Genomic DNA, 21,239 nt, shown 5'->3' on the forward strand with positions numbered 1-21,239 from the left:
TCACCAGCAATGGCCGACGAGAACACTCCCGTGACGCCTGAAGAGGGCGGCGAACTCGTGATGCGCGTCGAACCCGTCGGGCTCGAGACGGAGATGCAGCGCTCGTATCTGGACTACGCGATGTCCGTCATCGTGTCCCGTGCGCTGCCCGACGTCCGGGACGGCCTCAAGCCCGTCCACCGCCGCGTCCTGTACGCCATGTACGACGGCGGCTACCGCCCCGACCGCGGCTTCTACAAGTGCGCCCGTGTCGTCGGCGACGTCATGGGCAACTACCACCCCCACGGTGACTCCTCGATCTACGACGCCCTGGTGCGCCTCGCCCAGCCCTGGTCGATGCGGATGCCGCTGGTGGACTCCAACGGCAACTTCGGCTCCCCGGGTAACGACCCGGCCGCGGCGATGCGCTACACCGAGTGCAAGATGGCGCCGCTGTCGATGGAGATGGTCCGGGACATCGACGAGGAGACCGTCGACTTCACGGACAACTACGACGGCCGCTCCCAGGAGCCGACCGTCCTGCCCGCCCGCTTCCCGAACCTGCTGATCAACGGCTCGGCCGGTATCGCGGTCGGCATGGCGACCAACATTCCGCCGCACAACCTGCGCGAGGTCGCGGCCGGCGCTCAGTGGTATCTGGAGAACCCCGACGCGTCGCACGAGGAGCTGCTGGACGCGCTCATGGAGCGCATCAAGGGCCCCGACTTCCCGACCGGCGCGCTCGTCGTCGGCCGCAAGGGGATCGAGGAGGCGTACCGCACCGGGCGCGGCTCCATCACGATGCGCGCGGTGGTCGAGGTCGAGGAGATCCAGAACCGCCAGTGCCTGGTGGTCACCGAGCTGCCGTACCAGGTGAACCCCGACAACCTGGCGCAGAAGATCGCCGACCTGGTCAAGGACGGCAAGATCGGCGGCATCGCCGACGTCCGCGACGAGACGTCGTCCCGTACGGGCCAGCGCCTGGTGATCGTCCTCAAGCGGGACGCGGTCGCCAAGGTCGTCCTGAACAACCTGTACAAGCACACCGACCTGCAGACGAACTTCGGCGCCAACATGCTGGCGCTGGTCGACGGTGTCCCGCGCACCCTCTCGCTCGATGCCTTCATCCGCCACTGGGTGACGCACCAGATCGAGGTCATCGTGCGCCGGACGCGCTTCCGGCTGCGCAAGGCCGAGGAGCGCGCCCACATCCTGCGTGGTCTGCTGAAGGCCCTGGACGCCATCGACGAGGTCATCGCGCTGATCCGGCGCAGTGAGACCGTCGACGTCGCGCGCACCGGCCTGATGGGCCTGCTGGAGATCGACGAGATCCAGGCCAACGCGATCCTCGAGATGCAGCTGAGGCGTCTGGCCGCCCTGGAGCGGCAGAAGATCGTCCAGGAGCACGACGAACTCCAGACGAAGATCAACGAGTACAACGAGATCCTCGCCTCGCCGGTCCGCCAGCGCGGGATCGTCAGCCAGGAGCTGGCGGCCATCGTCGAGAAGTACGGCGACGACCGCCAGACCAAGCTGATCCCGTACGAGGGCGACATGTCCATCGAGGACCTGATCGCCGAGGAGGACATCGTCGTCACCGTCTCGCGCGGCGGCTACGTCAAGCGGACGAAGACGGACGACTACCGGGCGCAGAAGCGCGGCGGCAAGGGCGTACGCGGTACGAAGCTGAAGGAAGACGACATCGTCGACCACTTCTTCGTCTCCACCACGCACCACTGGCTGCTGTTCTTCACCAACAAGGGCCGGGTGTACCGGGCCAAGGCGTACGAGCTGCCCGAGGCCGGCCGGGAGGCGCGCGGCCAGCACGTGGCGAACCTGCTCGCCTTCCAGCCGGACGAGGCGATCGCCGAGATCCTCGCGATCCGTGACTACGAGGCGGCGCCGTACCTGGTCCTGGCGACCAAGTCCGGCCTGGTGAAGAAGACGCCGCTGAAGGATTACGACTCGCCGCGCTCCGGCGGTGTCATCGCGATCAACCTGCGGGAGCGCGAGGGCGGTTCCGACGACGAACTGATCGGTGCCGAACTCGTCTCGGCCGACGACGATCTCCTTCTGGTCAGCAGGAAGGCGCAGTCGATCCGGTTCACCGCCTCGGACGACACGCTGCGCCCGATGGGCCGCGCCACCTCCGGCGTCAAGGGGATGAGTTTCCGTGAGGGCGACGAGCTTCTCTCGATGAATGTCGTCCGACCCGGTACGTTCGTGTTCACTGCGACGGACGGTGGGTACGCGAAGCGGACCGCCGTCGACGAGTACCGCGTCCAGGGTCGCGGCGGCCTCGGCATCAAGGCCGCCAAGATCGTGGAAGACCGCGGCTCGCTCGTCGGCGCGCTGATTGTCGAGGAGAACGACGAGATCCTCGCCATCACCCTGTCGGGCGGTGTGATTCGTACGCGAGTCAACGAGGTCAGGGAGACGGGCCGTGACACCATGGGCGTCCAACTGATCAACCTGGGCAAGCGCGATGCCGTGGTCGGTATCGCACGTAACGCCGAGGCGGGGCGCGAGGCGGAGGAGGTCGACGGCGGGGACGTCGTCGACGAGACCGCCGAGGGTGCCACGACCACCGGCACGGACGAGGGTGAGGCGCCCTCGGCCGAGTAGCACGAGGAGTGAGTCATCGTGAGCGGAGCCACGGGCGCCGGATCGGCCGGTACCTCCACGGGTACGGAATCGGACGGCGGCGGTCGTGGCTCCGCCGCGCGTGCGGAGGCCGCGAACGACCCGCACACGACCAATCTGAGACCGGTGAAGGCTTCCGTGACGGACTCTGCCGGCACGCAGGAATCCCAAGGGGGAACGGTGACGGACACCCGAGGACCGGCCGCGGCCGGCGAGGCGCAGCCGGCGTCCCCGCTCCCCGGAGAGCGGCGTCAGGAGCAGCCTGCCGGGCCGTACCACCCGCCACAGGCCTATCCGGCGCAGGCCCCCGCCGGTGGCGTACGCCGGCCGCGCACCGGCGCGCGCACCGCGCCCCGCACCCGCAAGGCCCGGCTGCGGGTGGCCAAGGCCGACCCGTGGTCGGTGATGAAGGTCAGCTTCCTGCTCTCCATCGCGCTCGGTATCTGCACGATCGTCGCCTCGGCGGTGCTGTGGATGGTCATGGACGCGATGGGTGTCTTCTCGACGGTCGGTGGCACGATCTCCGAGGCGACCGGTTCCAACGAGGCGAACGGCTTCGACCTCCAGGCGTTCCTGTCGCTCCCCCACGTCCTGATGTTCACGACGATCATCGCGGTCATCGACGTGGTGCTGGCCACAGCGCTCGCGACCCTCGGCGCGTTCATCTACAACCTCTCCGCGGGCTTCGTGGGCGGCGTCGAGCTGACCCTGGCGGAGGACGAGTGACCGCCGACGGCTCCCTGACCTGACGGTCCCCCGACAACCGATTTTGGGACTGGCACGGTCGTGCGCTAATCTTCAGGAGTCAGCGCGCGGGACATACACCGCAGAGCGCGGCGGGGCTATAGCTCAGTTGGTTAGAGCGCATCCCTGATAAGGATGAGGCCACAGGTTCAAATCCTGTTAGCCCCACCAGCGAGAAGACCCCCAAGCCATACCGGCTGGGGGTCTTTTGACACCCACGGTTGACACCGCCAGCGACGGTCAGCCACGGGCGGGTCTTCGAGAAGATCGGCGAGTACCGCGACGGCCTGTCCCGCGCCTTCAGACCGCGGGTACGGGAAGGGCTCAGCCGCTCCTGCGGAAAATGACCTCGTGATCATGAAACCGTTGAGCAGCGGCGTCACCGAACCAGGCCCCGGCGGATCCGGCCGCCACCGACGAGATGCTGGCCAGCCGGCCCATCGGCCATGGGAGTGGCCTGGCGCACGCCACTGTCACCCGGCACCTGCGTGTACGCGATGGCCAGGATCGACGTCACGCAGCCGCGGTACCGGGTACTCGACTGTGTGAACGAGTGGCCCGCGGCGCCGAGCCGTGAGGAGGTGGCCACGCCACTCACGCCACTCGCAGGCGGGCCGCACGAATCCCGCGGGTCATCGACCAGCTCCTCGATCGCGACTGGCTTCACGCCGACGGCGGCAGCGTCTGCACCTCGCCGACGCGGGCGAAGCAGCAAGACTGCGGCTGCGTGATCTGGCCACCGGGCTGCGCGCCGTGGTCGACGGGGGCATCGGCGACGAGGAGTACGTGGCCGCGCTCAGGGCGCTGCGCACGATGATCGCCAACGTCGAAACGCGAGGGGGCTTCCCGCTAGAACGCGAGGAAGTCTTTCAGGGCATGAAAAAAGACCCGACCGCTGGCGACGGGGGATGCACCAGCGATCGGGCCATGGCCAAGGGTAACAAGGTTGGGCGGCTCGTGGGACCAAGTCCCCCGCGAATCAATCAGGTTGGCCGATCAACGTCCGCACGGAGGGTCGTAGGAGAGGCGGGGAAGGTACTCGTGCCACTTCCGCGGAGTCAGTACGCCCCGGGTGACCGAGCAGATGTGCCGGATCGCCGTGCCGGCGTCCAGCCGCCACAGGCGGACCGTGTCGGCACCGCTGGAGACGCCGAGGACATGGCTGTTGGGGCTGAAGGTCAGGAAGTTGCCCGTCTTGGCGTTGGGGCTCATCGACTGGCCGATCGCGGCCGCCCCGGCGGGGTCGGTGATGTTCCAGAGGCGGACCGTGTTGTCGTTGCCGCCGCTGGCCAGGATGTGGCCGCCCGCGCTGAGCGTCAGTGACGTCACCGCCTCGCTGTGGCCGGTGAGCGGTGCGCCCAGCGCGCTCGCCCCGGTGGGGTCGGTGACGTTCCAGAGGCGGACCGTGTCGTCGTCGCTGCCGCTGGCCAGGGTGTGCCCGTCCGGGGTGTAGGCGAGCGCGTTGACGGGACCGGAGTGCTCGTCGAGCGGTGTGCCGGCGTGGACCGCGTGGGCCGGGTCGGTGACGTTCCACAGCCGGATGGTGCTGTCCGCGCCGCCGCTGGCCAGGGTGCGGCCGTCGGGGCTGAAGACGAGGGCGTTGATGTAGCCCCGGTGGCCGGTGAGCGGCTTGCCGAGCGGGACGGGGCGCGAGGGGGAGGAGACGTCCCAGAGCCGGATGGTGCGGTCGTCGTAGGCCGTGGCCAGGGTGCGGCCGTCCGGGCTGTAGGCCAGCGCGTCGGGGCCCATGAAGCGGGTCCGCAGGGGGAGGGGCGGTCCGGCGGAGAGTGGGTGGGAGGGATCGGAGACGTCCCACAGGTACACGGCCCTGGCCCCCGTGAGGACGGCGAGGGTGCGGCCGTCGGGGGAGAACACCAGGGAACGCTGGTCGCCGTCCGCGCGCATGAAGGGTTTCCCCAGCGGCAACGGCCGGCCGGGACGCCCCACGTTCCACAACCGCAGCCTGCCGTCCCGCGCGGCGGTGGCGAGCACCCGCCCGTCCGGCCGGAATGCTCCGCTCCGACCGATCATGTCCGAGGTCGGTATCGACCACAGGCGCACCTTGCTGTCGCCGCTGCCGGTGGCGAGGGTCCGCCCGTCGGGGCTGAAGCCCAGAGCGTACATCTCCCCGCTGCTGCCCGTGAGCGGCTCCCCGACCTGCGAGGGGGACGCCGGATCGCTCACGTTCCACAGGCTCGCCGTGCTGTCCGCGCTCGCGGCGGCCAGCCGGCCGCCGTCGGGGCTGAACGCCACGGACCAGATGGGACCGGTGTGGCCGGTCAGCGGTGCGCCGAGCGCGGCCGGACGGCCGGTATCGGTCACGTCCCACAGCCGGATGGTGTCGTCCGCGCTGCCGCTGGCCAGGGTCCTGCCGTCGGGGCTGAAGGCCAGCGAGTGCACGATGTCCGTGTGGCCCTTGAGCACGGTGCGGATCGGCTCGGGCCGGCGCGGGTCGGCCGTGCGCCACAGCAGGACGGTGGCGTCGTCGCCGCCCGCCGCGAGCGTCCGCCCGTCCGGGCTGAACGCCACGGAGCGCACCGCGGCGGTGTGGCCGCGCAGCGCGGCCCGTGCCTTCGGCCGGCGCGGGTCGGCGACGTCCCACAGACGCACGGTGTGGTCCTCGCCGGCCGAGGCCAGGGTGCGGCCGTCGGGGCTGAAGGCGATCAGGTAGATCGTGCCCGTGTGGACGGTCAGGGGCCGGCCGAGGGGGGCCGGGTGGGCGGGGTCTGTCACGTCCCACAGGCGGACCGTGCCGTCGTCGCCCGCGCTGGCGAGGGTGTGCCCGTCCGGGCTGAAGACCGCGCTGCTCACCCAGCTGGTGTGGCCGGTGAGCGGCTTGCCGAGCGGCTTCGGGTGGCTGGGGTCGGCCACGTTCCACAGCCGGACCGTGCGGTCGTAGCTGGCCGTGGCCAGGGTCCTGCCGTCGGGGCTGAACGAGGTGAGGTACACGGCGCCGGTGTGGCCGGACAGGGCGGTGGCCAGCGGCGCGTTGACGATCGAGATCAGCCGGCTGTAGGTGCCCTCGTCGTCCGGGCGCAGATCGTGGGCGACCAGGTCGAGCTGCGCGGCCAGGGACGGGTCCGTGTGCTGGACCCGGTCGGCCTCGGCGAGCACCTGGGCGAACACGGCGTCGTCCCGCTGCTGCCAGGCGATCACCGCCGTACAGCCGGCGAGCAGGGCCAGCACGACCAGCGCCGCCACCGCGGTCCGGCTGAGCCACACCAAGCGCTTGCGCAGCCGGACGGAGGCGGCCAGGAACTCCACCGCGCTCCGGGTCAGATAGGTGTCCCCGGCCGACCTTGCCCAGTTGCGGGCCTGCTCCAGCCGGGAACCGCGGTACAGCAGCGAGTTGTCCCGGCCGGAGTCCTCCCAGGCCCGGCCGTCCTCCTCCAGCCGCTGCCGCAGCAGGTGGTCGTTGCGGTTGTCGTCTATCCAGTGCCGCAGCCGCGGCCAGGCGTGCAGCAGCGCCTCGTGGGTGATCTCGACGGTGTCCGCGTCCAGCGTCACCAGCCGGGCCCGCACCAGCGCCTCGAGGGACTCCTCGGTCTTGCCGGGGTCCGACGACTCGTCCGCCAGCTGCCGCCGGGTGCCCCGTCGCCGCGTGGCCTGGGTGTCCTCGCCCAGCCGGACCAGCCGCAGCAGGAGCAGCCGGGCCGCCGTACGGGCGGCGGGGTCGAGGCCGGACCAGGCGCGCTCGGCGGTCGCCGCCACGGCCCCCTGGATGCCGCCCGCCGCGCGGTAACCGGCCAGCGTCAGCCGCCCGGCCTTCCGGCGCTGCCAGGTGGCCAGCAGGGCGTGGGACAGCAGCGGCAGTACGCCCGCGTCGTGCGCCCCGCGCGGGCCGTCGGCGCTCACTTCCCGCACGATCAGCTCGGCGAGCCCCGGTTCCAGCTCGAGGCCTACCGCCTTGGCCGGACCGGTCACGGCGTCACGCAGCTCGCCGGTGGTGAGCGGGCCGAGCACCATGTGCCGGTGCTGCAGCGCGTTGGCCAGTTCCCGGTAGCCGAGGCACTGCTCGTAGAAGTCGGCGCGGATGCCGAGGACCACCAGCGCGGGGGCGGCCCCGCCCGAGCGGGCGGGCGGGGTGCAGGCGGCGGCCAGGAGCTGGATGAAGGTACGCCGGTCCGCCTCGTCGGCGCAGAGGGTGAACGCCTCCTCGAACTGGTCCACGATGACGACCGGCCGGGCATCCGGGGGCATCTCGCGGCGCGCCCATGCCGAGACGGCCTCGCGCGCCGCCCGGGCGAGCCGCGGGGCGTCGGAGCCCGGCGCCGCCGGGTTCTCCGTCGCCTCCTGCTCGGCCTTGCGCGCGTCGGCGGCGACGGGGGCGAGATCCGGGATACGGCGGACCAGCTCGCCGAGGGGGTCGGGACCGGGGACGAGCTGCAGCACCGGGCCGCAGGGCGCGGTGCCGTCGGCGGAGGCGTCGTCTTCGGCGGGGACGCCGGTGACGTCGCCGTCGGGAGTGCCGGCGGACGGAGGGGTGGCGGTATCCGAGGAGGTGGTACTCGCGGGGGCCGTGGTTCCGTCGGCCGCCCAGGCACCGAGGGCGCCGTCACGCAGCGCGGGGACCAGGCCTGCGTTCAGCAGGGACGACTTTCCCGCACCCGAGGCGCCCACCAGCATCACCAGGCCGCCCGTCCGCTCCGCGGCACGCAGCTGGGCGACGAGCGCGTTCGTGCTCCGCTCCCGGCCGAAGAACCAGCGCGCGTCCTCGTGCCGGTACGGGGCCAGCCCTCGGTACGGGCACACACCACCGGCGACGGGCGGGGCCTGGGCGGGGGGCCGTTGGTCCTCCTGCGCGGGCGGCGCGGGCCGGTCGCCGACCGGGTCGGCCAGCGCGCGCTCCCACATGCGCTGCCAGTGGGTGAGGTCGTACAGACCGCTGGAGACGGGCGCGGGCCGCAGGCGTCGTGCCTCCGGGATCAGGATGTGCAGGACCGCGGCGAGGGCGGCGAACTGGGCCGGCACGTTCCGGGCCCGGCGCCAGTCACTGATCCGCTGGGCCGAAACCCGTACGGGCCGGCCGCGCTCGTCGACCCGCTGCAACCGCACGACCGCCTCGGCGACGCTCTTGAGGGGAGGGTTTCCGGCCTCCTTGTACAGCAGCGCGAGGCGTTCCGCGAACGCTGTGCGTGCCCCTGAGTCGGAACTCAAGGTCCCACCCCTTACGCATCTGGACGTCCGGACCGGAAAACTCACCTTATAGGGCTGACCTGCGGATAAGGACGGGGGCGCGGACCGGAACCTCCTCGCCGGAGGCCACAGATGGCAGGATCCGGACCGGGTAGCGGACTGGTCACGCACCGTCTGGACAGGCCACCGGCTCAGTGCTCGGAGAGACAGCCCATGGCAGCGAACGTTCTCGGACAACTTCCGCCGCAAGCATGCGAGCGGGTGCCTTCGGAGGAAGAAAGCGGCGACGACGACCACGGCTGAACCCGCGAACGCCTGCGGGAACGGCTCCGTTCTTCGACCCGCGCCGATGCGCCGACGTGGCACGGGTCGACATCCCCTGCACCGTTCGGTACCGGTCCCCACGAGGGGAGGGACCGGTACCGGACGGGCAGGGGCTCTGCTTCGGGTGTGCCGGGCGGTGCCCGGCTCGTGCGGCTGGGTGGGCGGGCTCGCGTGAGCGGCCCCGCGCCGGGGTCCTTCGGCACGGCCGGGGTCCTTCGGCACGGCCTGGGCCGCGCCCCGGCCGACGCCGGCGCACCGGCACGCGGCGCGGTTCCGGCCGCCGCCTCGTCCCGTCCGCTCATTCCCGGCCTCCTCTGCCTCCTTCGTCCGGGCCGGACCCGTCCTGGAAACCTGACGATCCGTCAGCTACGGTCACTCCAATCGGCTGTTCCGAAGGGGTGATTGCCATGGAGAAGCGTCCCCGGTGCCCGCGACCGCCCGGTGCTCCACGCTGGGTCGCGATGTTCCACCAGCCCTCCCAGAGCTCCTGGACGGTGGCTGCCGAGTCCCCGCACCGATCGCCCGTGCTGTACGCCGCCGGGGACATGGCCCAGACCCTGCGGGCGCGCGGAGACGAGGTGACGGTCGCGCTGTGGGGCCCGAAGGACGGTACCTGGCACCTCTACGACGCCCCGGCCGCCCAGGCACCCGCACCCGCCGCCTCGGCGGGGCCGCCCCCGGAAGGCCCCGGCGAACCGGCCAAGCTGGCCGAACGCATGACGGACCGCCGGCACCAGGTGCTCATGGCCGGTCTGAGCAAGGCGGGCCTGTACGAGCTGGGTCCCGAGGACGGCGAGGCGGTCCGGGTACTGGCCGACCGGCTCGACGAGCCCACGGTCCGGCGGGTGGCCCACTGGCTGTCGGCCGCGGGCGGGCAGCGGTAGCGCCGCCGGCACGGCGGCCGCCGGCCGGCCGGTTCAGCGCCCGCCCCGCCGGGCAGTGACGTCCTGGAAGTCACCGAGCCGACCCCTGCCGGACGTCATGGCCGGGGGTCGCTGAACGGCTGGAGGACGTATGAGGGTCTCCGTGGAACGCAGCCTGTGCTACGGCTCCGCCGAGTGCGCGCACCGGGCACCGGCCGTGTTCGCCTTCGAGGACGGCTATGGCGTCGTACGGCCCGGCCGCGAGGAGTCCGCCGACGACCCGCAGGTCGCGGAGGCTGCCGAGAAGTGCCCCTCGCAGGCGATCCGGCTCACGGCATAGCGGTCTCGCGGGCAAGCCCACGCAACAACGGCGCAGCGGGCGGATCCCCGAAGCGCCGGGGCCGGCTGGACGCGCTCAGCGGTCGGCCGGATACGTCCATCCGAACTCCGCCAGCGCGCGGGCCCTGGCCTCCGCGACGGCCATGCGCGCCGCGCGTTCGGCGGGGTCCAGATGGGACGCCTGGCCCGTGGCCTGGCCCTCCCACTTGCGGTACAGCAGGCCGACCTCGGCCGAGAACCAGCCGCGGCTCACCGCGTTCAGCGCCAGCAGCAGGCCCGTGTCCTCGGAGGCCGGCAGGGCCATCCAGCCGCCCAGGGCGGTCAGCAGGTCCCGTCGGACGCACAGGGTCGCCGGGTGGACCGGCGCGCGGAAGTCGTTCCGTTTCCAGTGGCCGAGCACGACACCGCGTTCGACCGGGCCGGCGTCCGGATCGCCGGGGAAGCCGGCCGTGGAGCCGTCGGGCAGCAGATCGAGCACCCGGGACGTGGTCCACCCCACGGTGCGGTCCGCCTCCAGCACGGTCAGGTCGCGGGCCAGTGCGCCCGGGGTGAGCTGGTCGTCGGCGTCGAGGACCTTGACATACGCGCCCTCTGCGCGCGCCAGCGCGATCGTCCGGGCGACACCGGGACCGCCCGGCCGGCCCTGGCGGAAGACCACCCGCTCGTCCTCCGGGACGTAGGGGCGGACGTCGTCCGTCCCGCCGTCCTCCTGGATCAGCCACTGCCAGTCCCAGCCGCCGGGAAGCCGCTGTGCGCACAGGGACGCGTAGGCGTCCGGCAGGAATCGGGCGGACGGGCCGTGGACAGCGGTGACAACGGTGACGCGCCGGCTCACGGCAGCACTCACCACCTTTCCGGGCGAGGTCGTCGTACGAGGATCGTGGGTCGTTGCCGTACGAGGATGACGTATGCGCACACAGCGCGAGACCCCCGGCCGAGCCCGGCCGGGGGTCTTTCCGTGTCGACTGATGCGTACGCAAGTCGCCTGGTGTCGAGACGTCTGCGGTGCTGCGTGCCGTTCCTGCCGCGGGTGGCCGGCGGAGCGGCGGGTCGAGCGGGATCAGCAGTCGAGCGCTGCCGGATCCTGGCCGGGGGCCGTGGCCTCCGCGTTCTCCGCTTGCGTCTCGGTGAGGGGCCGGTGCCGGCAGCTCGGGGACTTTCCGTGGGCCTCGGCCCGGATGCGCTGCTTCATCGTGGGGGGCAGGGCCCCGGCATGGGACCAGAGCCAGCGGTGTGTCGCCGGGATCGTCGGGGACGTGCGGTGCGTGGCGCCGGTGCGGGGGCTCTCGGCCTGGGGAGCGGCCGTCGCGGGGGCCGCGGTGACGAGTCCGAGCGCCGTGCACAGCGCGAGGAAGGCGGTGACGATGGCGGTCCACAGCTTCATGACCTTGTTCTGGGTCATGGCCCCTCACTTTCGGGTTGGGCGATTTGCGTACTTTCCTCATGATGTGTATGAGGGTCGCGAAGTGGTGGACCGACGCCCGTGGCGCGTCGATGTTCAGATGAACACCACCCGGTTGGGTGCAAGAAGGTCGCAAGGCTCCCAAATCGTGGCGAAGACGAGCGAAGGGGGAGCAAAGTAACGCTGTGTGGAGGTGTGATCACCCTCCGATCCGAACGGTGCCCGCTCTTGTGATTGCACTGCCGGAGGCGGGAGTTGAGCCCCGACGCAGGTCACCGATCGATATCGGCCGGTGTGTATAGTCGGGCGCCAGAAAGGTCCCCTACGTCAAGGAAAGACGAGGTCGCGCGGTGAAGAAGCTGCTCCTGGTCGCACTGGCCGCCATCGGCGGGCTCCTCGTGTACCGCCAGATCCAGGCGGATCGCGCCGAGCAGGATCTGTGGACGGAGGCGACTGACTCCGTGCCCACGGGTTCGTGAGTCCCGACACCGGAATCTGAACAGACCCCGGCCGCCCTCGCGGTCGGGGTTTTGCGTTGCCCCGTGTTGCGGGGCCGCGGCGGGTGAGGTACCCGTTCCGGGGCGCCGTACGGGGATCCGACGGGCGTTGCCGGACGTTTCGGACGGCCGTACGCGTTGCCCGGATGGCGCACGGGCGCTCGGGGCAGGATGGGCCACGGTCCGGAGCGGTCGCGCGAAGCGTCCGAGGGGCGCGGGTTGCGGAGCGGCAGGGGGGTGGCACGTGCGGCGGCGGCGAGAGCGTACGGCGTGGTGGCGGGGCGGCCGGTCTGCGCAACCGCGTGCGGTGGTCGTCCGGCCGGGGCTGTGTGCGGCGGTCGTCCTGCCCGGGCCGCGTGCCGTCGTCCGCCCCCCGCGGCCGCGTGCCGGCGTCCGCCTGCTGGGACTGCGCGCCCTCGTCCTCCTGTTGGGGCTGTGTGCCCCGGTCACCGTGCCCGGCGGACTCGCGGTCGCCGCCGACGCGCGGCCGGGGGCGTACGACTTCGCGCCCGGCGCCCGTACGGTCGTGGGTGCGGCGGGCATGGCGGGGGCCGAACCGCTGGAGCCCGGCCGTATGTACCGCAGCTCGCTCCCGAAGAACGGCAGGCTCTACTACCGCCTCCGCCTCACCGCCCCGGACACGGCGTACGTCCCCGTCACCGCCGTACCGCCCCCGAACGCCACGGTCTCCGCCACCGACGGCATCCGCGTGTCCGTCCGGGACGCCGACGGCACTCCCTGCTCCTACGCCGCCGCCCGCTTCGGCGCCGGGCTCAGCCCACGCCCGGTCACGGCCCTGGGGCAGCGCGAGACCGGCAAGGCACTGTGCCAGGGCACGGGGACGTACTACCTGCTCGTCGAACGCCTCGACGCCGGGGGCTCCGGTACGGCGGCCCCGGCACAGGGCTGGGACCTGGAGATCGCGCCTGTCACGGAACCCGGCCCGGCACAGGCCGGTTCCACCACCGCGCCGCGGACCTGGGACTCCGCCACGCCCGAACCGCTCACCGGCGAGCCCCGCGACCGGTCCGGCGGCAGCGGCTTCGCTTCGGCCGAGCCGGTGGGCCAGGGGGTCTGGCGGACCGCCCTCGTGCCCGGCGAGACCCGGTTCTACAAGGTGCCGCTCGACTGGGGCCGCCAGCTGCACGCCTCCGCTGAACTGGTCCCTTCTCCCGGCCACGGCTATGTCGGCGGGGCCCTGAACCTCTCCCTCCACAACCCTGTCCGGGGCCTCGTCGACGACGCGTCCCTCGGTTACACGGGCACCCGGAAGTCCGTCGCCCTCGACCCGCTCCCGCCGGTCGAGTACACCAACCGCCACGCCGTCCCCGCCGGGGTCACCTCCGTCCGCTTCGCCGGCGAGTACTACCTGGTCCTGCACCTCAGCGAGCAGATGGCCGGCACCTTCGGCCGGGGCCCGTTCGGCGTGACACTGCGGATACGGGTGGACGGGCGGGCGCACGCCGGACCGGAGTACGCCGGAAGGCCCGAGCCGGCGGACGTCTTCACCGTCACGGAACAGGACCGGGAGGCCGCGGCGCCGGCCGGGAGCACCGGAGGCCGGAACGGCACGGTGATGAAACTGGTCGCGGTCGGCGGGATCGGCCTGGGCACCGCGCTGCTGCTGGTGCTCGGCGGGTGGACGGCGGCGGCCCGGCGGACTCAGACGCGGGTCAGCGCCCAGAAGCCCACCGCGTAGCAGGCCAGCGCCAGCAACAGGATCGGTACCGCGACCTTGGCTGGGGGCCCGGGGCGGCGGCGGTGCGCGCGCCGCGCCCGACGGCCCTGCCCGGGGGGCGCCGCCGAAATCGGCGGGGCGTGCGGTGGAACCTGCGGGTCCCGAGCGGTGTACGAAGCGGTAGAGGCATCACCGCGATGCGCCGGCACCGAGATCGGGTTCGGGACGGCGCCCCATGGTGCGGATGGCGGGGAGGTGGGGGAGAGGGCGTACGTCGGATCGTGGGAGGGACGCTCCGGGACCTGGGGTGTGTGCTGCGGGCCGTACTCGCTCTGCTCCTCGGCCTGCCGGCGTGCCGGCCGGGGGTGCGGACCGGCGTCCAAGGCGCTCTGGGGCGGAGGGAGTCGGAAACTCCCGGTGTCCGACATGGAGCCGGTGTGTACGTGCGCCCCGGCGCTCGGGCGGGAGGGGGTGCCCGCGGGGGAGTCCGTGCGGGAGGCGGTGTCGGCGCCGGAGGGGATGTCCGTGCCGTAGGAGGTCGTCTTCGCGCCCGAGGACCTCTCGGCCTTCTCGAGGGGCCCGCCGGGGCCGAAGCCGGGTGGCAGTGGGCCGAGTTGGTCGAAGATCTCGATCAGCTCGTCGTCGGGTCCGGGCTCCGGCAGGAGTTCCGCGGCGGAGGCGAGCGCCTTGCGCGCACCCGTGGCGGTGCGGAAACGGGCCGCCGGATCGGGCTGGAGCAGCGTGGCGACGACCTGCCACAGCGGTTCGGGGATGCCCTTGGGCGCCCTCGGGGTGCCGTGCTCCATGAAGTGCCGCACAAGCGCCTTCGCGTCGGGCTTCGCGCCTTCGAGGAGATACAGGGCGACCAGGCCGACGGCGAACAGGTCGGCGGGGTAGTCGGGTTCGGCGCCGAGTATCTGCTCGGGGGCGAGGTAACCGGGCGTACCCACCACGAGGTTGGTCTCGGTCAGCCGCGGTTCGCCGAGCCGCATGGCGATTCCGAAGTCGGAAAGGCGCAGCCGGGGCCGGCCCGTACCGGTGGCTTCGAGGAGCACGTTGGCGGGCTTGATGTCCCGGTGGACGACGCCTTCCGCGTGGACGGCGGCGAGACCGGACAGGAGCTGGTCGAGCAGCGTGCACACGAAGCCCGGAGGGAGGGGGCCGTAGTCGCCGACGAGGTGGACGAGGGAGCCGCCGGCGACCAGATCCATGGTGAACAGGACCTTGTCGTCGTCGGCGGCCCAGCTGGCCGGGGCGAGCACATGGGGGTGGTCGATCCGCAGCGCCTGCTCCCGTACGAAGCGCAGCAGGGAGTGGGCGTCCCGCTGTTGGAGCACCTTGGCGGCCACATAGCGTCGTCGGCGATGGTCCCAGGCACGCCAGACGGCGCCCACACCTCCGCGCCCGATCGGGTCGGCCAGCTCGTACCGGCCGGCGAAGACCTCACCCATGACCGTCCGCCGCTCCTCCCCCTAGCACCGCGTTCCCCCTCGGCCCGTGCTTCCCCTCTACCCCTGCTCCCCCACTTGCTCCCCTCGTGCCTGCTTCCCCCGGGAGGAGTGACACGTCCGTGCCTCGCCTTACTCCCTGCCCGACTCCCTGCCCGCGCCGGCAGCGCGGCCAGTGCCCTCGGACCCTGCCCTTGGCCCGGCCCCCCACCCCCTCCGGGGAACCGGGCCCGGGGTCAGTTCTGGTGGGACTGGTAGTGCGCGACCGCGTCGGAGGTGCGGCCGGCGCCGTAGACCCGGAGGAACTCGGCCAGCTCGGGGTGGGTCGGGGCAAGACTGTCCGCGGCGTCGATGATGTCGCCCGCGGCGGCCACCGAGCGCAGCAGTGACTGGATCTCGCGGACCACCCGCTTGACCGTGGGCGCCCCGGAACCGCTCGTGGTCTGGGTGGTGTTGCTCAGCACGGAACCCCCCTGCGACTTCTTGATCTCGTCCATGCGCTCGGTCGCCTCGGCGGCGCTGACGCTGCCGTCCGCCACCTGGGCCGCCAGGTCCCGCAACAGCTGCACCCGCTGGACCACAGCAGGATTGCCGATCTTCGCGCGCTGGCCGCTCATCAGCTGCGAGAGCATCGGCGCGGACAGGCCCAGGACCCCCGCGAGACGGGCCTGGTTGAGCCCGAGATCGTCGATGAGCTTACGGAAGAGTGCCCCCAGCGGCTCCCCGTACCAGTTCCGCTGCAGCTCCCGCGCTCTGGCGGTGGCTTCCTGCTGTGCGGCGTCCATTGCGTCTCCCCATCGCTTCCCCTGAAAACCGCGGTTCGCTGTAGCGAACCACGTCGAGCATCTTACGGAGAGTGGTCATCCGCGGGGACCCCCAATCTTTTTGCGGGATATGGGGGGTGACCCGGTACTCTGGTCTGCGGCGCCCGCCGGAACGCGTTTCATCCGGCCGGTCGTTCATTCGCGGGGCCTTAGCTCAGTTGGTAGAGCGCCGTCTTTGCATGGCGGATGTCAGGGGTTCGACTCCCCTAGGCTCCACCCCGTACACCCCTTCTCACCTGCGGAAACGCGGTTTGAGGGGGTGTTCTGCGTGGGGGGGGGCGTCACCACGGCGGTGTCGCCGAAGGGCGGCTGGGGCCGTCTGCCCACCGGGCTCCCCGGCGGCTCGTGAACACCGGACTCCACGCCCGCGAAACCGGAAACCGTGGAAGGCCAGGGTCCACCGGGGGCCCCGGAGGGGCGGCTGCGGCCGGTCGGCGACAGCAGGTTCGCTCGGAGACCTCGAAGACCTCGAAGAGCGCTCTGCGTGTCCCCCCTCACAGGAGCCCGTCGGCTCCCTCGTCCTCGCGCTCTGACGCTCCGGAAGGAACGCGGGTGCAGTCGGTTTCACGTGAAACGGGCCGTGGGACCGGTGAGTTGGTGCTCACCGGTCCCACGGCCCGTTCGGCTTGTGCGAACCCGACCGTCTCATCCCTGGTCGTCGCGGTCCGTCTCCTCCTCTGCCTGCTTCGCCTGTACCTCGGGGTCCAGGACCGAGGTGCCGCTGCCGTCCACGGTGCTGAGCCGACCTGTCTCGGGCACCTCCGTCGCGGCGGGCGGCTCGACCAGCCAGTCCGGGTTGGCCTGCTTGTCCCACCACTTCCAGGCCGCGAAGGCACCGCCGGCCAGCGCGGTCAGCAGCGCCACCACCTTCACGGTCCGGCCGGCCTTGGACCGCCGCTGGTTCCTGCGAGCCAGCTTCTGGATCTTCTGCGCCGGGACCTGCCCGCGCAGCGCGACCAGGGCGGCGGCACTCCGGGCCGCGGCCTCGTCGCGTACCGGAGCGGTCGCGGCCACGGCCTGCTCGATCTTCGGACGTGAGTACTCGGCGGCCTGCCGGGCGGCCTTGCGGGTACGGATGGCGGCTTCCTGCGCGGCAAGGTCCACCTTCGGCGGCACATGCGCACGAGCCTGCTCCAGACGCGGGGCGAGCCGGGCGTCGTACTGCTCGCGGGCCTGTTCGGCGGCCTGCGACACCACGGGCGCCAGCCGTACGCGTGCCTCCTGCGCGTAATACGCGGCACGCTCCTTGGCCGTGTCGGCGTAGGGCGCCACCACTTCCGCGGCGTGCAGCACGCTGTCCTTCGCCGAGCCGGTCGCGGCGCGCACGCTGTCGATGCGGGTCACGGGTTCCTCCTCCTCGGTGGCGTACGGTAATCGACTTTCCACCCTTTTACGGATCATGCCTGTCAACGGTCCGTCCGGCATGCGAGGGCGGGCATATGGGTGCTGATCGCTCTCTTCGGCTCGATTGCGGGCAACAGGAGCTTCTTGTCGACCCTGCCAGAAATCGGCGGCGGGCGCTGCTTTCCCGGCACAAGTCGTGGCCGCCGGGCGACGTGGGGCCCCGGCCGTGCGAGGATCGGGGAGTCACAGGAAGACAACGGAAGGCAGATCGTGGCTGAGCAGCTTTACGCCACCCTGAAGACCAACCACGGCGACATCGAGGTCCGGCTGTTCCCGAACCACGCGCCCGTCACGGTCAAGAACTTTGTCGAGCTGGCCCAGGGCGAGCGCGAGTGGACGCACCCCGGCACGGGTGAGAAGAGCACGAACCGGCTCTACGACGGCACGATCTTCCACCGTGTCATCAGCGGTTTCATGATCCAGGGCGGCGACCCGCTGGGCAGCGGCATCGGCGGCCCCGGCTACAAGTTCGAGGACGAGTTCCACCCGGACCTGTCCTTCAACAAGCCGTATCTCCTGGCCATGGCCAACGCCGGCCCCGGCACCAACGGCTCGCAGTTCTTCATCACGGTCGCCCCGACCACGTGGCTGAACCGCAAGCACACCATCTTCGGCGAGGTCACCGACCCGGCCAGCCAGAAGGTCGTCGACGCCATCGCCGGCTTGCCCACCGGCCGCAACGACCGTCCGGCCAAGGACGTCGTCATCGAGTCGGTCGTCATCGAGCAGCGTGAGGGCTGAGCCCACCGCTCTCCACAACCTCCCGCAGGGAACCAAACGCCCCGCTCGTCCGTAAGGATGAGCGGGGCGGGGTATTCGCCGGGCAGTGCCATGACGAGCAAGGGGATCTGATGGACCAGGCCGCAGGCAGCGGCAGCGCGCAGGACGCCCGCAGCGTGCCCGTGTGCTATCGGCACCCGGACCGCGAGACCGGCGTGCGCTGCACCCGCTGTGAACGCCCCATCTGCCCCGAGTGCATGGTCAGCGCCTCGGTCGGCTTCCAGTGCCCCGACTGCGTCCGCGGTGGTTCCGGGACGGGGCACGCTCCCGGCGCGTCCCGGCCGCGTACGGTCGCCGGTGGCACGGTGACGGCCGACCCGCGCCTGCTCACCAAGATCCTCATCGGGATCAACATCGCGGTCTTCATCGCCGTCCAGGCCGACGAACACCTGCTGGAGCACCTGGTCCTGTACGGCGCCTGGCCGCTGAAGCCGTTCGCGCCGACCTCGGGCGTCGCCGGGGGCGAGTGGTACCGCTTCGTGACGTCGATGTTCGCGCACCAGGAGTACTGGCACATCGGCTTCAACATGCTGAGCCTGTGGTGGATCGGCGGTCCTCTTGAGGCGGCCCTCGGCCGGGCCCGCTATCTGGCGGTCTACTTCGTCTCCGGGCTGGCCGGCGGTGCGCTGACCTATCTGATCGCCTCCCCGACGGAGGCCTCGCTCGGTGCCTCCGGGGCGATCTTCGGCCTCTTCGGGGCCACCGCGGTGCTGATGCGCCGCCTCAACTACGACATGCGGCCGGTCATCGCGCTGCTGGTGATCAACCTCATCTTCACCTTCGGATTCAGCAACATCTCGTGGCAGGCCCATATCGGAGGTCTTGTCGCCGGTGTCGTGACCGGCTACGCGATGGTCCACGCCCCGCGCCGGAAGCGGGCGCTGATCCAGTACGGCACCTGTGCGTCGGTCCTGCTCGTCTCGGTGGTCCTCGTGCTCGTCAGGACCGCTCAGCTCACCTGATACCGAACCGTTGTCCACAGCGGGTGGCGGATCTTGTGCATACGGTGCGGGCACACCTGTGTCCCCGGTCGCTCGAATGTGTTTGCCCAGGTCGGCAGGGGCCGAAAAGGTGTACGAGGGCTTGTGCGGCAGTCACACCGGCGTCAACCCTCGATGAGTTATCCACAGATCGTAGTCTTTTCCCCAGGTGGGTGTGGATACCCCTGCGGACCTGTGGATAACTCAGTGGATAGCCGTGGGCAGAGCTGCCACGACGGTGCTGGTGAGGGCTATTTCCACTGCGTGGAGACGGCGAAGCCGGCGGCGATGAAGCCGAAGCCGACGACGATGTTCCAGTTGTCCAGCGCGTCGATGGGCAACGAGCCGTCGGTTACGTAGAAGACGACGATCCAGGCCAGGCCGATGAGGAACATGGCCAGCATCACGGGAGCAACCCACCCGCGGCTGTTCAGCTTGATCGCCTGCGCCTGCTTCGCCGGCGGCGGCGTGAAGTCCGCCTTCTTGCGGATACGTGACTTCGGCACGAGGGTCTCTCCTGTCGATGCGCTGCGTGGCCGCGCAGGGAACTGGGGCAAGCTCGGGGCAGCGTACAAGGGTCAACATCACGACTCTGTGTGCTCCCCCGGGCGTCCGTTAGCGTAGTGCTTCCGTGGCGCCGAAGGAGATAAGGGTACGTTGAGCAATTCTGCCGACTCCCCCGGGACGGGATCAACGGGTCCGGGACCCGGCCGCAGGCTGCGTGTCCGGCCGGTGCGGATGCTCACGGCGGCCGTGTTCGCCCTCGCGGGGCTCATCTTCTTCACCAGCTTCGACACGGCCAAGGGCACCGACATCCGGCAGGACGCCTCCCTGCTCAAGCTGTCGGACCTGATTCAGGAGCGCAGCCGCAAGAACAAGGAGCTGGACGAGTCCAACGCGACCCTGCGCGACAACGTGGAGTCGCTCGCCGAGAGCGACGACGGCAGCACCAAGGCGCAGGACGAGAAGCTCAGCGGGCTGGAGAGGAACGCGGGCACCGAGAAGCTGACCGGCAAGGCGATCACCGTCACCCTGAACGACGCCCCGCCCAACGCCACCGCCAAGCTGCCCGGCTATCCCGAGCCGCAGCCCGACTACCTGGTCATCCACCAGCAGGACCTGCAGGCCGTGGTGAACGCCCTGTGGCAGGGCGGCGCCAAGGGCATCAAGGTCATGGACCAGCGGCTGATCTCCACGAGTGCCGTGCGCTGCGTCGGCAACACCCTGATCCTCCAGGGCCGCGTCTACTCACCGCCGTACAAGATCACCGCGGTCGGCGACCCGGGCAGGCTTCAGCAGGCGCTCGCGCAGAGCAGGGCGATCCAGACCTACATGGTGTACGTCAACGTCTACGGCCTCGGCTGGAAAGTCACCGAGGACGGGGCGGTGACTCTTCCCGGCTACTCCGGCACAGTGGATCTGCACTACGCGAAGCCAGTGGAGTAGGTAGGTCCTCTGTCAGGAGCCGCCGGTGCGCGTGATCGTCAGGACCGTCAGCGAACTGTGCATCACCGTCGGCGCCCTGATCGTGCTCTTCGTCGTCCACGTCCTGTTCTGGACGGGTGTACAGGCCGACAGCGCCATGAGCGACCAGATCGAGCAGCTGCACCGCCAGTGGTCGACGGGGACCATGCGGCCGGCGGACGCCCCGGGTGAGCGGAGGGTGTCCGCCGAGAAGCCGCAGAAGCCGGTGCCGTACCGCTACGGAAAGGCCTTCGCGATCATGTACGTCCCGCGGCTCGGTTCCACGTGGAACAAGCCGGTGCTGGAGGGTACCGGCCGGGACGTGCTGGCGAAGGGCCTCGCCCACTACCCGCGAACCGCCCGGCTCGGCCGGGAGGGCAACGTCGCGGTGGCCGGGCACCGGCGCACCTATGGAGACCCGTTCAAGGACTTCCCGCGGCTGCGGCCGGGGGACGCGGTGGTGCTCACGGACGGAACTACCTGGTTCACGTATCGGATCGACAAAGGGCCTTACAAAACCGTTCCGGCGGACGTTGAGGTGATCGACCCTGTCCCACGTAAGTCCGGGTACACGCGTCCGGGCCGGTATCTGACGCTGACCACGTGCGATCCGGAATGGGGGCACAGTCATCGGCTGATCGTCTGGGCGCACCTGGCCTCCACACAGCCTGTGGAGGCAGGCGAACCGAAGGCTCTGCGCCGCTAGTCTGGTGGCGTACGGCGGGAGTCTGGTG

The 21,239-nt window shown here is 71.1% G+C and carries 17 protein-coding genes, 2 tRNA genes and 1 pseudogene; 13 read left to right on the forward strand and 7 right to left on the reverse strand.

Annotated elements, in window-relative coordinates; all coding sequences use genetic code 11:
• Positions 1–9: 9 nt before the first annotated feature.
• The 4 genes and pseudogenes from gyrA to ABZ079_RS06915 all read left to right on the forward strand — a co-directional run.
• Positions 10–2,604, forward strand: a complete 2,595-nt coding sequence (gene gyrA, locus ABZ079_RS06900) for a DNA gyrase subunit A (RefSeq protein ID WP_356938348.1) — start codon at positions 10–12, stop codon at positions 2,602–2,604.
• A gap of 18 nt (positions 2,605–2,622) precedes the next feature.
• Positions 2,623–3,348, forward strand: a complete 726-nt coding sequence (locus ABZ079_RS06905) for a DUF3566 domain-containing protein (protein ID WP_356938349.1) — start codon at positions 2,623–2,625, stop codon at positions 3,346–3,348.
• A 112-nt stretch (positions 3,349–3,460) separates the two neighbouring features.
• Positions 3,461–3,537: transfer RNA gene (locus ABZ079_RS06910), tRNA-Ile, on the forward strand.
• A gap of 250 nt (positions 3,538–3,787) precedes the next feature.
• A pseudogene (locus tag ABZ079_RS06915) lies at positions 3,788–4,197 on the forward strand (MarR family transcriptional regulator); the annotation flags it as partial.
• Between the two features lie 165 nt (positions 4,198–4,362).
• Here the strand turns inward: ABZ079_RS06915 and ABZ079_RS06920 are convergent.
• Positions 4,363–8,523 carry a hypothetical protein gene (locus ABZ079_RS06920; protein ID WP_356938350.1) on the reverse strand — a complete coding sequence of 1,387 codons (4,161 nt, stop codon included), beginning with the start codon at positions 8,521–8,523 and terminating at the stop codon, positions 4,363–4,365.
• 764 nt (positions 8,524–9,287) lie between these two features.
• Here ABZ079_RS06920 and ABZ079_RS06925 point away from each other — a divergent pair.
• Together ABZ079_RS06925 and ABZ079_RS06930 are read left to right on the forward strand one after the other, a co-directional pair.
• The gene (locus tag ABZ079_RS06925; RefSeq protein WP_356938351.1) at positions 9,288–9,710 is read left to right on the forward strand and encodes a hypothetical protein; all 423 of its coding nucleotides are present in this window, start codon (positions 9,288–9,290) and stop codon (positions 9,708–9,710) included.
• Between the two features lie 130 nt (positions 9,711–9,840).
• A complete protein-coding gene (locus ABZ079_RS06930) occupies positions 9,841–10,029 on the forward strand; it encodes a ferredoxin (RefSeq protein ID WP_356938352.1) in 189 nt (62 codons plus the stop codon).
• Positions 10,030–10,104: 75 nt separating this feature from the next.
• Here the strand turns inward: ABZ079_RS06930 and ABZ079_RS06935 are convergent, their stop codons facing one another.
• A complete protein-coding gene (locus ABZ079_RS06935; protein ID WP_356938353.1) occupies positions 10,105–10,863 on the reverse strand; it encodes a glycosyltransferase in 759 nt (252 codons plus the stop codon).
• Positions 10,864–11,088: 225 nt separating this feature from the next.
• Entirely contained in the window at positions 11,089–11,430 is a 342-nt protein-coding gene (locus tag ABZ079_RS06940; RefSeq protein ID WP_356938354.1) for a DUF6344 domain-containing protein, read from the reverse strand.
• A gap of 350 nt (positions 11,431–11,780) precedes the next feature.
• On the opposite strand from ABZ079_RS06940, the gene ABZ079_RS06945 reads away from it, so the two are divergent.
• The gene (locus ABZ079_RS06945) at positions 11,781–11,909 is read left to right on the forward strand and encodes a DLW-39 family protein (protein WP_003999697.1); all 129 of its coding nucleotides are present in this window, start codon (positions 11,781–11,783) and stop codon (positions 11,907–11,909) included.
• A gap of 325 nt (positions 11,910–12,234) precedes the next feature.
• Complete coding sequence (locus ABZ079_RS06950) at positions 12,235–13,626, forward strand: hypothetical protein (protein ID WP_356938355.1); 1,392 nt, start codon at positions 12,235–12,237, stop codon at positions 13,624–13,626.
• Here the strand turns inward: ABZ079_RS06950 and ABZ079_RS06955 are convergent.
• Both ABZ079_RS06955 and ABZ079_RS06960 read right to left on the reverse strand, forming a co-directional pair.
• Positions 13,590–15,056 (reverse strand): protein kinase, encoded by a 1,467-nt coding sequence (locus ABZ079_RS06955; protein ID WP_356938356.1) that lies wholly within the window; start codon positions 15,054–15,056, stop codon positions 13,590–13,592. The genes ABZ079_RS06950 and ABZ079_RS06955 overlap by 37 nt on opposite strands.
• 233 nt (positions 15,057–15,289) lie before the next feature.
• A complete protein-coding gene (locus tag ABZ079_RS06960) occupies positions 15,290–15,838 on the reverse strand; it encodes a DNA-binding protein (protein ID WP_356938357.1) in 549 nt (182 codons plus the stop codon).
• A 182-nt stretch (positions 15,839–16,020) separates the two neighbouring features.
• Here ABZ079_RS06960 and ABZ079_RS06965 point away from each other — a divergent pair.
• Positions 16,021–16,093, forward strand: a tRNA-Ala gene (locus tag ABZ079_RS06965).
• 429 nt (positions 16,094–16,522) lie between these two features.
• Here ABZ079_RS06965 and ABZ079_RS06970 read toward each other — a convergent pair.
• Positions 16,523–17,221, reverse strand: a complete 699-nt coding sequence (locus ABZ079_RS06970) for a DUF5324 family protein (RefSeq protein ID WP_356938358.1) — start codon at positions 17,219–17,221, stop codon at positions 16,523–16,525.
• A gap of 270 nt (positions 17,222–17,491) precedes the next feature.
• Between ABZ079_RS06970 and ABZ079_RS06975 the strand changes: the two genes are divergently transcribed.
• Both ABZ079_RS06975 and ABZ079_RS06980 read left to right on the forward strand, forming a co-directional pair.
• Positions 17,492–18,022 (forward strand): peptidylprolyl isomerase, encoded by a 531-nt coding sequence (locus tag ABZ079_RS06975; protein ID WP_356938359.1) that lies wholly within the window; start codon positions 17,492–17,494, stop codon positions 18,020–18,022.
• A gap of 110 nt (positions 18,023–18,132) precedes the next feature.
• Positions 18,133–19,023, forward strand: a complete 891-nt coding sequence (locus ABZ079_RS06980) for a rhomboid family intramembrane serine protease (RefSeq protein WP_356938360.1) — start codon at positions 18,133–18,135, stop codon at positions 19,021–19,023.
• A gap of 269 nt (positions 19,024–19,292) precedes the next feature.
• Here the strand turns inward: ABZ079_RS06980 and crgA are convergent, their stop codons facing one another.
• A complete protein-coding gene (gene crgA / locus ABZ079_RS06985) occupies positions 19,293–19,547 on the reverse strand; it encodes a cell division protein CrgA (protein ID WP_356938361.1) in 255 nt (84 codons plus the stop codon).
• A gap of 151 nt (positions 19,548–19,698) precedes the next feature.
• Here crgA and ABZ079_RS06990 point away from each other — a divergent pair, with 151 nt between their 5' ends.
• Together ABZ079_RS06990 and ABZ079_RS06995 are read left to right on the forward strand one after the other, a co-directional pair.
• Positions 19,699–20,487, forward strand: coding sequence for a DUF881 domain-containing protein (locus tag ABZ079_RS06990; protein ID WP_356938362.1), 789 nt, complete (start codon positions 19,699–19,701; stop codon positions 20,485–20,487).
• A gap of 25 nt (positions 20,488–20,512) precedes the next feature.
• Positions 20,513–21,211, forward strand: a complete 699-nt coding sequence (locus ABZ079_RS06995) for a class E sortase (RefSeq protein ID WP_356938363.1) — start codon at positions 20,513–20,515, stop codon at positions 21,209–21,211.
• Positions 21,212–21,239: the final 28 nt, after the last annotated feature.

The organism is Streptomyces sp. NPDC006314 (genome assembly GCF_040613075.1).
Classification (GTDB): Bacteria; Actinomycetota; Actinomycetes; order Streptomycetales; family Streptomycetaceae; genus Streptomyces.

Coding starts and splice junctions, on each gene's coding strand:
- gyrA (WP_356938348.1), top strand. CDS start 10: ATGGCCGACGAGAACACTCCCGTGACGCCTGAAGAGGGCGGCGAACTC.
- ABZ079_RS06925 (WP_356938351.1), top strand. CDS start 9,288: ATGTTCCACCAGCCCTCCCAGAGCTCCTGGACGGTGGCTGCCGAGTCC.
- ABZ079_RS06930 (WP_356938352.1), top strand. CDS start 9,841: ATGAGGGTCTCCGTGGAACGCAGCCTGTGCTACGGCTCCGCCGAGTGC.
- ABZ079_RS06940 (WP_356938354.1), bottom strand. CDS start 11,430: ATGACCCAGAACAAGGTCATGAAGCTGTGGACCGCCATCGTCACCGCC.
- ABZ079_RS06955 (WP_356938356.1), bottom strand. CDS start 15,056: ATGGGTGAGGTCTTCGCCGGCCGGTACGAGCTGGCCGACCCGATCGGG.
- ABZ079_RS06960 (WP_356938357.1), bottom strand. CDS start 15,838: ATGGACGCCGCACAGCAGGAAGCCACCGCCAGAGCGCGGGAGCTGCAG.
- ABZ079_RS06980 (WP_356938360.1), top strand. CDS start 18,133: ATGGACCAGGCCGCAGGCAGCGGCAGCGCGCAGGACGCCCGCAGCGTG.